Source organism: Pseudomonas sp. Irchel s3h9 (genome assembly GCF_900187475.1).
Lineage (GTDB): Bacteria > Pseudomonadota > Gammaproteobacteria > Pseudomonadales > Pseudomonadaceae > Aquipseudomonas > Aquipseudomonas neuropathica.
In genome coordinates this window covers 66,663-80,725 of sequence record NZ_FYDH01000003.1, presented here as the reverse complement: position 1 = coordinate 80,725, position 14,063 = coordinate 66,663, and the positions used below count along the sequence as shown (strand labels likewise).

At 60.3% G+C, this 14,063-nt stretch carries 10 protein-coding genes and 1 riboswitch; of the genes, 8 read left to right on the top strand and 2 right to left on the bottom strand.

The window, feature by feature from the left end; genetic code table 11:
- Positions 1-56: 56 nt before the first annotated feature.
- A riboswitch (cobalamin riboswitch) is annotated at positions 57-269 on the top strand.
- Positions 270-367: 98 nt separating this feature from the next.
- The 6 genes from cobW (at position 368) to CKW26_RS05595 (ending at position 11,056) form a co-directional block, all read left to right on the top strand.
- Entirely contained in the window at positions 368-1,441 is a 1,074-nt protein-coding gene (gene cobW / locus CKW26_RS05620; RefSeq protein ID WP_095047821.1) for a cobalamin biosynthesis protein CobW, read from the top strand.
- Positions 1,442-1,444: 3 nt separating this feature from the next.
- Positions 1,445-5,293 carry a cobaltochelatase subunit CobN gene (gene cobN, locus CKW26_RS05615; protein WP_095047820.1) on the top strand — a complete coding sequence of 1,283 codons (3,849 nt, stop codon included), beginning with the start codon at positions 1,445-1,447 and terminating at the stop codon, positions 5,291-5,293.
- 337 nt (positions 5,294-5,630) lie between these two features.
- The gene (locus CKW26_RS05610) at positions 5,631-6,632 is read left to right on the top strand and encodes an ATP-binding protein (RefSeq protein WP_095047819.1); all 1,002 of its coding nucleotides are present in this window, start codon (positions 5,631-5,633) and stop codon (positions 6,630-6,632) included.
- Positions 6,614-7,297, top strand: coding sequence for a VWA domain-containing protein (locus tag CKW26_RS05605; protein ID WP_177409231.1), 684 nt, complete (start codon positions 6,614-6,616; stop codon positions 7,295-7,297). The genes CKW26_RS05610 and CKW26_RS05605 overlap by 19 nt, the downstream gene beginning before the upstream one ends.
- 175 nt (positions 7,298-7,472) lie before the next feature.
- Entirely contained in the window at positions 7,473-9,119 is a 1,647-nt protein-coding gene (locus CKW26_RS05600) for a phospholipase D-like domain-containing protein (protein ID WP_095047818.1), read from the top strand.
- Positions 9,120-9,496: 377 nt separating this feature from the next.
- Positions 9,497-11,056, top strand: a complete 1,560-nt coding sequence (locus CKW26_RS05595; protein WP_095047817.1) for a TerC family protein — start codon at positions 9,497-9,499, stop codon at positions 11,054-11,056.
- Positions 11,057-11,151: 95 nt separating this feature from the next.
- On the opposite strand, the gene CKW26_RS05590 is transcribed toward CKW26_RS05595, so the two are convergent.
- Positions 11,152-11,580 (bottom strand): co-chaperone YbbN, encoded by a 429-nt coding sequence (locus tag CKW26_RS05590; protein WP_095047816.1) that lies wholly within the window; start codon positions 11,578-11,580, stop codon positions 11,152-11,154.
- Between the two features lie 97 nt (positions 11,581-11,677).
- Positions 11,678-12,082 carry a hypothetical protein gene (locus CKW26_RS05585; protein ID WP_095047815.1) on the bottom strand — a complete coding sequence of 135 codons (405 nt, stop codon included), beginning with the start codon at positions 12,080-12,082 and terminating at the stop codon, positions 11,678-11,680.
- Between the two features lie 417 nt (positions 12,083-12,499).
- Between CKW26_RS05585 and CKW26_RS05580 the strand changes: the two genes are divergently transcribed.
- Positions 12,500-13,348, top strand: coding sequence for a transporter substrate-binding domain-containing protein (locus CKW26_RS05580; protein ID WP_095047814.1), 849 nt, complete (start codon positions 12,500-12,502; stop codon positions 13,346-13,348).
- A gap of 51 nt (positions 13,349-13,399) precedes the next feature.
- Positions 13,400-14,062 carry an amino acid ABC transporter permease gene (locus CKW26_RS05575; RefSeq protein WP_003225455.1) on the top strand — a complete coding sequence of 221 codons (663 nt, stop codon included), beginning with the start codon at positions 13,400-13,402 and terminating at the stop codon, positions 14,060-14,062.
- Position 14,063: the final 1 nt, after the last annotated feature.

Here is a 14,063-nt window from a genome sequence, read left to right as displayed (position 1 = left end):
AGTTGCTGCCCTTATAACCACAATGATCCAGGCGTTGACCCGCCTGCCGTGCATGCGTAGCCTTGCGCATTCGAGGTTCTCCGGCGTATGTCGGAGCTAAGAAGGGAACGCGGTCAATGCCGCGGCTGCCCCCGCAACTGTGAACGGTGATGTTCGCTGCCATGCCACTGCCAGCTCAACTTATGAGCCCGCGGGAAGGCGCAGCCAACGCCAGGCCCAGCGCCTGAACGCCGTCAGCCAGGAGACCTGCCTCGTCACAGATTCTCACTACAACCGGGCGGGGTGATCCGGTGGCGAACTCTCCAGGCACGCACGCGCGTTGCCGGTTCTCGTCCCGTATGCCCGCCGCTTGCCAAAGGGCATACCGATGAAAACACTGGCCAAACTCCCCGTCACCATCGTCACCGGCTTCCTCGGCTCGGGCAAGACCACGCTGCTGCGCCACATGCTCGACAACGCTCAGGGCCGTCGTATCGCGGTGATCGTCAACGAGTTTGGCGAGTTGGGCATTGACGGTGAAATCCTCAAGCAATGCACCATCGGTTGCACCGAAGAAGAAGCCACCGGCCGCGTTTACGAGCTGGCCAACGGCTGCCTGTGCTGCACCGTTCAGGAAGAGTTCTTCCCGGTGATGCGCGAACTGGTTGCCCGTCGCGGCGATCTCGACCATATCCTTATCGAAACCTCGGGCCTGGCCCTGCCGAAACCGCTGGTACAAGCCTTCCAGTGGCCGGAAATCCGCAGCGCCTGCACCGTTGATGCGGTGATCACCGTGGTCGACAGCCCGGCCGTCGCCGCCGGCACTTTCGCCGCGTTCCCGGATCAGGTTGATGCCCAGCGCAAACTCGACCCGAACCTCGACCATGAATCGCCACTGCACGAACTGTTCACCGATCAACTGGCCAGCGCCGACCTGGTGATCCTCAACAAGGCCGACCAGACCAGCCCGGAAGATCTCGCTCGTGTCCGCGCTGAAGTCGCCGAAGAACTGCCGCCAGCGGTGAAAATCATCGAAGCCAGCAACGGCCGTCTGCCGCTGGACGTGCTGATCGGCCTCGGCGCCGGTTCCGAGGAGCACATCGACAGCCGCCACAGCCATCATGATCACCACCACGGTGAAGGCGATGACGACCACGATGACCACGATCACGACGCCTTCGATTCGATCTCCATCGAACTGCCACAAGCCGACGAAAGCCTGCTGCTCGACGCCCTGACGCAACTGGTGGTCAAGCACGGCATCCTGCGCGTCAAAGGTTTCGCCGCCATTCCGAACAAGCCAATGCGTCTGCTGATCCAAGGCGTGGGTACGCGTTTTGACAAGCATTTCGACCGTCAGTGGGGCGCTGATGAAGCGCGCGTCACGCGACTGGTGTTGATTGGTCAGGCGCTCGACGCCGCGCAACTCGAAGCGCAACTGCGCGCTGCGCTCAGCGTTTAAGCCATGCACCTGCTCAGGACTCAGCCCGGCGGTTTCGTCTCGGATGACAACATTGCCGACCTTGGCCAAACCCCCGCCGAGCTGGTGATCCTGTGCAGCGGCGACTCCAGTCTCGCGCTGCTCGCCGAAGCCGCGCAGCAGTTGCCGGAAGATTACCCGAGCCTGCGTCTGGCCAACCCGATGCAGGTGCAGAACCATGCTTCGGTCGATCTGTACGTCGACGAAGTGCTGCGCCACGCCAAGGTGATCCTGATCTCGCTGCACGGCGGCATCGCCTATTGGCGCTACGGCGTCGAGCGTCTGATCGAACTGTCCGAGCGCGGTGTGCAGGTGATTCTGGTGCCGGGCGATGACCGTCCTGATCCGGAACTCAGCGACCTGAGCACCGTCAACGCTGTGGATCGTGATCGCCTCTGGCAATTCCTGCGCCAGGGCGGCCTGGGCAATGCGCTGGACTTTTTCCGCTGCCTCGCCAACCGTTGGCTGGCTCGCGATTACGTCTGGGAAGAACCGCAGGCGCTGCCGCGCACGGCGATTTACCACCCGAATAAAACCAGCGCCGCACTGAGTGACTGGCAAGCCGATTGGCTGCCTGCACGCCCGGTCGCGGCGGTGTTGTTTTACCGCTCGCATTTACAAGCGGCGAACACCGCATTCATCGATGTGTTCTGCCAGCGCTTGCAAGCGGCGGGGCTGAATCCGCTGCCGATCGCGGTGGCCAGTCTGAAAGAACCCGGCTGCCTGACGGTGGTCGAGGACTGGCTGGACGAGGTTGAGGCCGGGGTGATTCTCAACACCACCGGGTTCGCTCAATCCAGCCCTGAGGCCCCGCACTTGCGGCCGTTTCGCCGCAACATTCCGGTGATCCAGGCGATCTGCGCGCAGGACAACGAGCCCGGCTGGCGTGACAGCGAGCAGGGCCTCGGCCCGCGCGATCTGGCGATGCATATTGCCTTGCCGGAACTCGACGGACGCATCATCAGCCGACCGATCAGCTTCAAGGATCTGGCCTGGCGCAGTGAGCGCAGTCAGTCCGATGTCGTCTGCTATCGCGCGCAGCCCGAGCGCATGGATTTTGTCGCTGAACTGGCGCGGCGCTGGATTGATCTGGCGCGGGTGCCGAATGGCGAAAAACGCATCGCATTGATCCTCGCCAACTATCCGACCCGTGATGGGCGCATCGGCAACGGTGTCGGTCTCGACACGCCGGCGGCGGCGCTGAACATCCTGCGTGCATTGCAGGCTGAGGGATATCCGCTCACCGCTGAACTGCCGAATAGCGGCACCGAGTTGATCGAGCAATTGCTCGGTGGCGTCAGCAACGATCTCGACACCATTGATCTGCGTCCGTGCCAGCAAAGCCTGGCCATGGACGCTTATCTGACGATGTTCAACGCGCTGCCCGAGGCTAATCGCAGCGCTGTGATCGAACGCTGGGGCACGCCGCAAAACGACCCGATGTGCCGCGACGGGAGGATGATGATCGCCGGTCTGCGCTTCGGCCTCACCTTCGTCGGTATTCAGCCGGCGCGCGGTTATCAGGTCGATCCGAGCGCGGTCTATCACGACCCCGATCTGGTGCCGCCGCACGCTTATCTGGCGTTCTATTTCTGGTTGCGCAACACCTACGGCGCCCACGGCGTGATCCACGTTGGCAAACACGGCAACCTCGAATGGCTGCCGGGCAAAGGCGTCGGTCTTTCGGAGAACTGCTGGCCGGATGCGTTGCTCGGGCCGCTGCCAAATATCTATCCGTTTATCGTTAACGATCCGGGAGAGGGCGCGCAGGCCAAACGGCGCACGCAAGCGGTGATTATCGATCACCTGATGCCGCCGCTGACCCGCGCCGAAACCTACGGCCCGTTGCGCAATCTGGAGCTGCTGGCCGACGAGTATTACGAAGCGCAGCTGCTTGATCCGCGCCGCGCCCGTGAACTGCAGCGCGACATTCTGCTATTGGTCCGCGAGACGCAGATCGACCGCGAACTGCAACTCGATGCCGCGCTGGACAGCGATGCGGATGCGGCGATCTGGCTGCCACGTCTCGATACCTATTTGTGTGATCTGAAGGAATCGCAGATTCGCGATGGCTTGCACATTTTTGGTGAATCGCCGAGCGGGCGTTTGCGCATTGATACGTTGTTGGCTTTGCTGCGTATACCGCGTGGCGATGGCAAAGGCGCGCAGTCGAGTTTATTGCGGGCATTGGCCAAAGCGTTCGAACTGGGTTTCGACCCGCTCGATTGCGCGCTGGCCGACCCTTGGACTGGCCCGCGCCCCGATCAATTGCAATCGATCGGCGACGAAGTCTGGCGCACCGCCGGCGACACCCGCGAACGCCTCGAACTGTTTGCCACTGCGTTGATCTCCGAGTCCCTGCAAATCCCTTGTGGGAGCAAGCCTGCTCGCGATGGCGGTGTGTCAGCCAACATTGAGTCCACTGACACACCGCTATCGCGAGCAGGCTCACTCCTACAAGGACCGCGTTGGGTGGAGGTCAGTGCAATCCTTGACCATCTGCGCGAAGTCGTCGCCCCACGCCTCGATGCCTGCGGCCCCGCCGAAATGCGCGGCCTGCTCGACGCCCTCAGCGGTCGCTTCGTCCCCGCCGGCCCCAGCGGTGCACCCAGCCGTGGTCGCCTTGACGTGCTGCCCACCGGCCGCAACTTCTACTCGGTCGACGTGCGCAACCTGCCGACCACCACCGCGTGGCGCATCGGTTTCCAGTCGGCGACGTTGATTCTGGAACGGCACCTGCAAGACCACGGCGATCACCTGCGCCAGCTCGGATTATCCGTGTGGGGCACCGCGACCATGCGCACTGGTGGCGACGACATCGCCCAGGCCATGGCACTGATGGGCGTGCGTCCGGTGTGGGCGACTGGCAGTCAGCGCGTTGATGATTTCGAGATTCTGCCGCTGAGCCTGCTTGATCGTCCGCGCGTCGATGTCACGCTGCGAGTTTCCGGTTTTTTTCGGGATGCCTTCGCCAATCTGATTCGCCTGTTCGACGCCGCCGTGCAAGCAGTGGCAGCGCTGGACGAGCCGGACGACCTCAACCCGCTGGCCGCGAAAGTGCGTGCCGAGCGCGAGGCGCTGCGGCAATCGGGCCTCGATGAGGACACCGCGCGGCGTCAGGCCGGATGGCGGATCTTCGGCGCCAAACCCGGCGCGTACGGCGCAGGCGTGCAGGGCGCCATCGACGGTCGCTTGTGGCAGAGCCGTGAAGATCTCGCTGAGGTTTATCTGAACTGGGGCGCGTACGCCTATGGTGGTGCTGATGAGGGCACCGCTGCACGCGAGCAGTTCGTTCAGCGCCTGAGTCAGGTACAAGCGGTGCTGCAGAATCAGGACAACCGCGAGCACGACCTGCTCGATTCCAATGATTACTACCAGTTCCAGGGCGGCATGCTCGCTGCCGTGGAAAGCTTGCGCGGCGAAGCGGCGGCGAGTTATCACGGCGATCACAGTCAACCGGATCTGCCGAAGATTCGCACCTTGAAAGAAGAGCTGAACCGGGTGATTCGCTCACGAGCGGTCAATCCGAAATGGATCGACGGGGTCAAGCGCCACGGCTATAAAGGCGCGTTCGAAATGGCCGCGACGGTTGATAACCTGTTCGCGTTCGATGCGACGACGCAGTTGATCGATGATCACCAGTACGCTTTGCTGGCCGATGCTTATCTGCTGGATCCGGCAACGCGGGAATTTGTTCGCGAGCACAATCCGCATGCGCTGCGGGACATGACCGAGCGGATGCTTGAGGCACAGCAGCGGGGGATGTGGCAGGAGCCTGGGGCTTATAAGGGAGCGCTGGAGAATCTGCTGCTGGATATTGAGGAAGATATGTAACCGGCCAAAAGCTACCCTCACCCCAGCCCTCTCCCGGAGGGAGAGGGAGCCGATTTGCGTTGCTGTCGAAGTCTGAGTTCGGCCCGACGTATCAGGTCGACGGAATTCGAAAGAACACCTAGGTCAGTTCCCTCTCCCCAAGGGAGTAAGGGGGTAAGGGAGCCGATTTGTGTTGGCTTTGGAGGCTGAGTTCAACTCGATAATTCAGGTCGGCGCAACTTGCAAGAACACCGCAATCAGTTCCCTCTCCCCCTGGGAGAGGGCTAGGGTGAGGGCCACCCCGACTGACACACCACAACACTCAAGCACACCCAAGACCACGACAGAGAAAACCCAAATGACCGACACCCCGCATTTCCCGCTCTCCGCCGTGGTCGGCGCCGATGACCTCAAGCTCGCCCTGTGCCTCACCGCCATCGACCCGAAAATCGGCGGCGTGCTGATCGAAGGCCCGCGCGGCATGGCCAAATCCACCCTGGCCCGGGGCCTGGCCGATCTGCTCGCCAGCGGTCAATTCGTCACCTTGCCGCTGGGCGCCACCGAAGAACGTCTGGTCGGTACTCTCGACCTTGACGCTGCTCTCAGCGAGGGCCGCGCACAATTCTCACCAGGTGTGCTGGCCAAGGCTGACGGCGGCGTACTCTACGTCGATGAAGTCAATCTGCTGCCCGATCACCTCGTTGATCTGCTGCTCGACGTTGCCGCCAGCGGCACCAATCTGATCGAGCGCGACGGCATTTCCCATCGGCATTCGGCGAAGTTCGTGCTGATCGGCACGATGAACCCGGAAGAGGGCGAGTTGCGTCCGCAACTGCTCGACCGCTTTGGCCTGAACGTCGCCCTCAGTGGCCACACGGCACCGACCGAACGCGGACAGATCATCCGTCGGCGACTGGATTTCGACAGCGACCCGCAAGCGTTCTGCGCACAGTGGCAAGCCGAGCAGCAAGCCTTGCGTGCGCGTTGCGAAAACGCTCGTCGTGCCCTGGCCGATATTCCGCTGGATGATGCCGCACTGGCGCAGATCACCGAGCGTTGTTTCGCCGCCGGGGTTGATGGTCTGCGTGCCGACCTGGTCTGGTTGCGCGCCGCACGTGCCCACGCAGCGTGGCGCGGAGCTGAGGTGATTGACGCAGAGGATATCGACGCTGTCGCCGAGTTTGCCCTGCGCCATCGGCGCCGTGAGCAAGCGCCATCGAATCCGCCGCAACCGGCCCAGTCGCCGGCCACGACTCAGGCATCACCGAGTGAAGGGCAGGGCCAGTGGGGCGACATGCCGGCGCCTGCGCTCGCCACCGGTGCCCGCCGCGAAGTGCCGAGCTGGCCAAAAAAGCTTTAGGCATTCGCCCCCGATCCGACGCGGGGGCGAATGCCAGACCCCGCGCCGGTCGGCTGGACAACGGACGCCAAGGCAAGCGCCATAAGGCGCGCAGCGGTACGGTGAATTGGCCGGGTTCGTTACTCAACGGGCGGCCTCGAACGCGCGAAGATCTGCTGTTTCAACTGCGCACGCGCTCACCGCATGAATTGTGGCTGGTGATCGTCGATGCCTCCGCCTCGACCCGCCGCCATCAGGCCTTGAGCGATGCCAAAGGTTTGCTCGCGCAGTTGTTCGATGATGCTTACCGGCAACGGGCGCGACTCGCATTGTTGACGGCCAGTGGCTCGGTGCCGAAATGGCAGGTGCAGGGATTGAAGGCGTCCAGCGGCTTGCGGGTGTGGCTGGAAGCTTTGGGTGCAGGCGGTGGCACGCCGTTGCTGGCGGCGCTGGAGCAGGCCGGGCAGTGGCTGACGGTGCGGCGCAAGCGCTTTCCTGTCGAGCAGCAACGCTTGCTGGTGGTGACCGATGGGCGTCTGAAACAGGGGGCGGGATTACCGGCGCTGGCGTGCCCGGGGTTGTTGATCGATATCGAGCGTGGGCCGATCCGGTTGGGCCGGGCCAAGGATCTGGCGACGGCATTGGATGCGCAGTATCGACATATCGATGAACTGATTTCCCTCTGATACTTTCTGTGTCTGGTCGGGCCTCATCGCGAGCAGGCTCACTCCTACAGGGGAACGCATTCCAAATGTAGGAGTGAGCCTGCTCGCGATTGCATCGACCCGGTCTAGAGCCGAACACTCAAAACCCGCATCACTGCTCTATGCTGCACCCAGCCCCAATCACAAGGAGTGAGCGATGCGCGTTGTGGTCAAAAACCCTCAGGACGATTTCCGTGTAAAGGCCTACGCCGGCACCAACGGCGTGCTGCTGGCCATGGATCTGGCCGAATCCCGGCGCAAAGGCCTGTTGGGTTTCGCCATCGAAAAGCAGCAGGGCGCCAAACCCTGGTTGTTCCTGTTCAACAGCCTGACCTTCCCTGGCAAGGCGCATACCTTCCCCCAGTTCCACGCCACCCCAAGCGATAAAGCCCCGCTGCAGAAATTTCGCTGGGCCGATTACGCGGTCAATCCGGGCATGACCCTTCACTATCGCGTGCATCTGGCCTACGGCACCGCGGATGCCGTGCAGTTGGGAGAGTCGTTGGAACTGACGATCACCTCCGATGACGGTCATCCGAGCAATCAAAGCGTGATATTCAACCGTGCGGTCGCCGCCAGTCAGGCATTCCAGCGCAAGTTTCCCGATCTCGACGCGCAGATCAGCGCCAACAAAAACATGCCCATCGAAGCCTGGCCCGATGCGCCGCGGCAATGGTTGGAAAACGGCTTGCTCACACGATTGCTCGGGTTTATCGAGCGTGCGGTCGATGGTCAGTGGGCGCTGGATATCGCGATTTACGAGTATCAGTTGCAGGCAATCGTCGATGCGGTGAACGCGGCGTTCATGCGTGGCGTAAAGGTGCGGGTGCTGTATCACGCCCGGCCCGATGATGAAGACACCACGATCAACGAAGCGAGCCTGGCGGCACTGCCTCCCGCGAGCAAACGCGGGCGAGTGACCCACAATATCTTTCACAACAAATTCATGGTCCTCAGCCGCGTTGATGCCAGCGGCACTCATCAGCCTGAAGCGGTTTTATGTGGCAGCACCAATTTCACCGCCAACGGAGTTTATCGTCAGGCCAACGTGGTGCATGTGCTGGACGATGCATCGATTGCCGCCAGTTATCTGCAGACGTTCGAGCAGATCTGGGCGCAGCCGGATGATATCGGCGTTACCCGTGACTGGATTACCGAACACAACCCGATGAATCCGCAGCAACCTTTGTTCGCCGGGTTCTCGCCGCGCACCGGCGGGGCCGATCTGCAGGCGTTCGTGCAGATCATCAGCGCGGCGAAAAAGGACGTGCTGTTCGTCACCGCGTTCTCGCTGCCGGACGCGATTCTTAACGCGTTACTCGGCCAGCCCCACGACGACATTTTGCGTTATGGCCTGCAGAACACTGCCAGCCGAATCACCGGTTTTCACGCCGACCGCAGCGCCGAATTCGCCGCCACCGCATTGCTCAACACCGGGCTGGAAGGCTGGCTGCGCGAGAACATGAAAGGCCAGAAAGGCAATCTGCTGGTGCACACCAAAGCCGTGGTCACCGACTTCACCACGGACACACCAACGATCATCAGCGGCAGCCACAACCTCAGCGCTTCAGCGAGCAATGGCAACGACGAAAACTACCTGATCATTCGTGGCGACACCGATCTGGCGGATCGTTACGGGCTGGAGCTGCTGCGGTTTTATGAGCATTACCGCTTTCGCTATTTCGCGAAAAAACTGGCGTTGAAGCAAGTGAGTCCGTTGGCGGTGGATGACCGTTGGACGAATGACTATTACATCGAAGGGGATTTGCGGCAGTTGTCCCGGCTGCGTTTTGCCGGACGCTGATACCGTACTGTAGAAGCTGCCGAAGGCTGCGATCTTTTGACTTTCGAATTAGAAAACAAGATCAAAGGATCGCAGCCTTCGGCAGCTCCTACAGTGGGTTTCGGTGTGGATTACAGATTTTGAAATGATTTGCCGCTGTAGGAAATGTTCCCAAAGCCTGTACGCTCCAAGGCCATTTTTCATTCAGGATTTGCATGAACACCCTCTCGGAGCCTCCCAGTCGCACCTTCCCCTCGCGCCATGGCGCGGTCTTGACGCACTCGCAGCATCCGGTTTTCCGACATCCGACTATCGTTGCTAACGCGGCCCTAAAGCCTTCGCGTTGCGCTTTGCCGTGTCCGGCAGCCTGAATTCATCGAGAGAGATAGAGACGTTTTATGGAATGGTTAGCGGATCCCACGGCCTGGTTAGGCTTGTTGACTTTGATCGTGCTGGAACTGGTGCTGGGTATCGACAACCTGGTGTTCATTGCAATTCTGGCAGACAAGCTGCCACCGCATCAGCGTGACCGCGCGCGGATTATTGGCCTGTCGCTGGCGCTGATCATGCGCCTTGGCCTGTTGGCGAGTATTTCCTGGCTGGTCACCCTCACGCAGCCATTGTTCGAGGTGTTCGACAAGAGTTTCTCTGGTCGCGACCTGATCATGTTGTTCGGTGGTGTGTTCCTGCTGTTCAAGGCCACCATGGAATTGCACGAACGCCTTGAAGGCCACATCGGTGAGCGCACGACCAACGCCGCTTACGCCTTGTTCTGGCCGATCGTCGCGCAGATTGTGGTGCTCGACGCGGTGTTCTCGCTGGATGCGGTGATCACGGCCGTGGGCATGGTCGATGAACTGGCGGTGATGATGATCGCGGTGATCATCTCGATTGGCTTGATGATTGTCGCCAGCAAACCGCTGACGCGCTTCGTCAACGCGCACCCGACGGTGATCATGCTGTGTCTGGGCTTCCTGATGATGATTGGTTTTGCCCTGACGGCCGAAGGTTTGGGCTTCCACATTCCGAAAGGTTATCTGTACGCCGCCATCGGTTTCTCGATTCTGATCGAGGTGTTCAACCAGATCGCCCGGGCTCGCCGCAAGCGTTCGATGCAGGGTTTGCGGCCGATCCGCGAGCGCACGGCTCATGCGGTCATGCGCTTGCTGGGCGGGCGCAAACTGGCGGCGGAAGAGGTTGGCGAGGAGATTTCCGATCTGCTCGACGACGGTGACGCGCCGAGTGCCGAACTGTTCGACCGCCGCGAACGGGTGATGATCAGCGGCGTGCTGCAACTGGCCGAGCGGCCGATCCGCCATTTGATGACCGTGCGCGCCGATGTCGACACCATCGACCTGGCGGATGACGCTGAGGCGATTCGCACGAAGTTGATGCACTCGTCCTACTCTCGCCTGCCGCTGATCCGCGACGGCGTAGTGGATGAACCGCTGGGCTTCGTGCACAAGAAGGAACTGCTCAAGGAATACCTGGCTGGCACTGAGCCGAACCTGGAGCATCTGGCGCGCAAGACTGTCAATCTTCTCGACAGCTATTCGATCCTCAACGCGCTGGAGCAGATGCGCGCAGCGTCGACCCACATTGCCTTTGTGGTCAACGAGTTCGGCGATTTTGTCGGCGTGTTGACCATGACCGACATTCTCGAATCGATTGCCGGCGAGTTGCCTGATGCCAGCGAAGTCGAAGGGCCGGATGTGGTGGAAGAGCAGGGCGGTTTCATGGTCAGTGGTGCGTTGAACCTGACGCGTGTCCGCCAACACACCGGTTTCGGCGCCGAGCCTACCGAGGATTATCAGACCATGGCCGGGTTGGTGATGAGCTTGCTGGATCGGCTGCCGATGATGGGTGATCGTCTGGAATATGAAGGCTGGCAGATGACCGTCAAGGCTGTTGAAGAACGGCGGGTGACGCGGGTGTTGTTGGTGCGTGAGGCCGCGTAAATCCAGGTCCGGCGCTGACAGTGGCGGCCCCTTCGCGGGCTTGCCCGCGAAAGCGATTTGTCAGACGCCGCAACGATTAGGGTAAATGCATTGCCTCAAATCATCCGCCGATGCGCACGCGTGATCGTGCAGAGCCTGCTCAACGTTCGGCGCAACCACGGCAGATCATGCCGTGGTTTCAAATGAGTACCGGGTGCCTTGGTCTTGCCAATATGCAAGGCGAAGTCAGCCGCCAACGTTTCTTCAGTGCCAATCCCCTTGAGCTTTTTCACCAGCCTGCCGTTCTTGTAGAACAGCACCGTCGGCGTGCCGGTCACTTGCGGATGACGTGGCGATTCGCTGGTTTTGAGCATGTAGATGTTGGCGCGATGCCGGTACGGCTCGGCAACCTGGCGAAACACCGGCCCGGCCCATTCGCAGGCGGGGCAGTGTTCGTTGGCGAAGTACAGAATTACCGGACGCCAGGTTTTCAGGGCTTTGCGGTAGGTAGTGGGTAGCGCTGAGTGAGGGGCTGGCGAACTCATTGAAAACTCCTTTTCACGATACTCGGCAATGCATTCACGAGGCGTAAAAGCGAGTCACCATTGAGTGGCGACTCGCTTGTCTGACTTCAGCGGTGTGTTAGAGCAACTTCGACAGCACCACATCGCCAAAATAAGATCCTGGGACACCAAACTCACCATCACTGGCTTCCAGCGTGACTTTGAACTTGAGGGTCGAGATCTGTACGTCAAATTTCTTCGACAGCACTATCCACTCTTGACCGCCATGAAGGTCAAGGTGAACTTTTTCGCCTGTTGGAAGAGGCTCAACAGTGATACGGGCAGCATGGCTAGGTAAAGTTTTCAGCCTTGCGGAGAGCATGAACTGCCCACCGCCGCCGCTGCCGGTGAGGACTTCCTGACTGATTGAGTCGGGGGCAGCGACGATGCAGTGACCGGTTACGTAGAGCACATTCTCCGGGTTGGTCGCCGTCCAATGCTCGCCTTGCTGAGAAAAGTCGTAGTTTTTAATGAGGTTGGCCATTACGAGTATCCTTATCGAGAGTGCTTTCAAGCCCTGATTGGCCAAGTCAGTAGGCTTGTAAATCTGCCCCTCGACAACTGTCAACTCTGACAGGTGTAGCCGTAAATCCGATGAGTGGTCATGGCTTGTCAAACGTCTTTTTCATCCCCGCGTTGGACCTTGATCGTGGATTTGATCAGGCATCCGGATGCACACAAATGTGACGTTACTTCCCACAGGGTTGCATTTGGTAGCGCGCATCAGGCAGCAGTCTTGTTTTCTCTTGATTCCGGCTTTCAACTAACCCTCTGAATAGGTTCGATTTTCTACACACGCATGTTTTTCAGCCAATCCTGTGGCACACTTTCTGCTGTCTATTCCGTAGTAACAAACCGTGTTCCGGTATAGCGGAATAAACACCATCCTGGAGTGCTTGCCATGCATCGCCGTCCTTCGTTGTTCAAAGCGTGTGTTTTTGTTCTTGTGGCTTCGTCCGCTGTCATGGGTATGGCCCAGGCAGCCGACAGCAAGCTCGACAGTGTTCTGGCCCGTGGCAAGTTGATCGTGGGCACCGGCAGCACCAATGCGCCGTGGCACTTTCAGGGCGCGGACGGCAAGTTGCAGGGGTTTGATATCGACATCGCCAGGATGGTGGCCAAAGGTCTGTTCAACGACCCGAGCAAGGTCGAATTCGTCGTGCAGTCGTCCGATGCGCGAATTCCCAATCTGCTCACCGACAAAGTCGACATGAGCTGCCAGTTCATCACCGTCACCGCCAGCCGTGCGCAGCAAGTGGCGTTCACCCTGCCGTACTACCGCGAAGGCGTCGGCCTGCTGCTGCCGAACAACAGCAAGTACAAGGAAATCGAAGACCTGCAAGCCGCCGGCGACAGCGTCACCGTGGCGGTGCTGCAAAACGTCTACGCCGAAGAGCTGGTGCATCAAGCATTGCCAAAAGCCAAGGTCGATCAGTACGACAGCGTCGACCTGATGTACCAGGCCGTGAACTCCGGCCGCGCCGATGCCGCCGCCACTGACCAGTCCTCGGTCAAATACCTGATGGTGCAGAACCCTGGCCGCTACCGCAGCCCGACCTATGCGTGGAGCCCACAGACTTACGCGTGCGCAGTCAAACGAGGCGATCAGGATTGGCTGAACTTCGTTAACACCGCACTGCATGAAGCGATGACCGGCGTTGAATTCCCGACCTACGCCGCCTCGTTCAAACAATGGTTCGGTATTGATCTGCCGTCGCCCGCCATCGGTTTCCCTGTCGAATTCAAATGATCCCGTGAGAGTGGGGCGATTAAAGTCGCCCCGCTCAAGGTACTGCTGACCATGAACTATCAGTTGAACTTTGCCGCCGTGTGGCGCGATTTCGACACCTTGCTGGCGGGGCTCGGTCTGGGCCTTGAACTGGCCTTGGTGTCGATCGCCATCGGCTGCGTGATCGGCCTGCTGATGGCGTTTGCCTTGCTCTCCAAGCATCGCGCCTTGCGGGTGCTGGCTTCGGTGTACGTCACGGTGGTGCGTAACACGCCGATTCTGGTGTTGATTCTGTTGATCTACTTTGCGTTGCCGAGTCTCGGGATTCGTCTGGACAAGATTCCGTCGTTCATCATCACGCTGTCGTTGTATGCCGGGGCGTACCTGACCGAAGTGTTCCGTGGTGGCTTGCTGAGTATCCCCAAAGGCCAGCGCGAGGCCGGGCTGGCCATCGGACTCGGTGAATGGCAGGTCAAGGCCTACGTCACCGTGCCGGTAATGCTGCGCAATGTGCTGCCGGCGCTGTCGAACAATTTCATTTCGCTGTTCAAGGACACCTCGCTGGCCGCCGCGATTGCGGTGCCGGAGCTGACCTATTACGCGCGCAAGATCAACGTCGAAAGCTACCGGGTAATCGAAACCTGGCTGGTGACCACGGCGTTGTATGTCGCGGCCTGTTACCTCATTGCCATGCTGCTGCGATACCTGGAGCAGCGTCTGGCGATCCGCCGATAGG

Excerpts from the sequence above, each read along its gene's own strand:
- cobW (WP_095047821.1), top strand. The coding sequence starts at position 368 with ATGAAAACACTGGCCAAACTCCCCGTCACCATCGTCACCGGCTTCCTC.
- cobN (WP_095047820.1), top strand. The coding sequence starts at position 1,445 with ATGCACCTGCTCAGGACTCAGCCCGGCGGTTTCGTCTCGGATGACAAC.
- CKW26_RS05610 (WP_095047819.1), top strand. The coding sequence starts at position 5,631 with ATGACCGACACCCCGCATTTCCCGCTCTCCGCCGTGGTCGGCGCCGAT.
- CKW26_RS05600 (WP_095047818.1), top strand. The coding sequence starts at position 7,473 with ATGCGCGTTGTGGTCAAAAACCCTCAGGACGATTTCCGTGTAAAGGCC.
- CKW26_RS05595 (WP_095047817.1), top strand. The coding sequence starts at position 9,497 with ATGGAATGGTTAGCGGATCCCACGGCCTGGTTAGGCTTGTTGACTTTG.
- CKW26_RS05590 (WP_095047816.1), bottom strand. The coding sequence starts at position 11,580 with ATGAGTTCGCCAGCCCCTCACTCAGCGCTACCCACTACCTACCGCAAA.
- CKW26_RS05585 (WP_095047815.1), bottom strand. The coding sequence starts at position 12,082 with ATGGCCAACCTCATTAAAAACTACGACTTTTCTCAGCAAGGCGAGCAT.
- CKW26_RS05580 (WP_095047814.1), top strand. The coding sequence starts at position 12,500 with ATGCATCGCCGTCCTTCGTTGTTCAAAGCGTGTGTTTTTGTTCTTGTG.
- CKW26_RS05575 (WP_003225455.1), top strand. The coding sequence starts at position 13,400 with ATGAACTATCAGTTGAACTTTGCCGCCGTGTGGCGCGATTTCGACACC.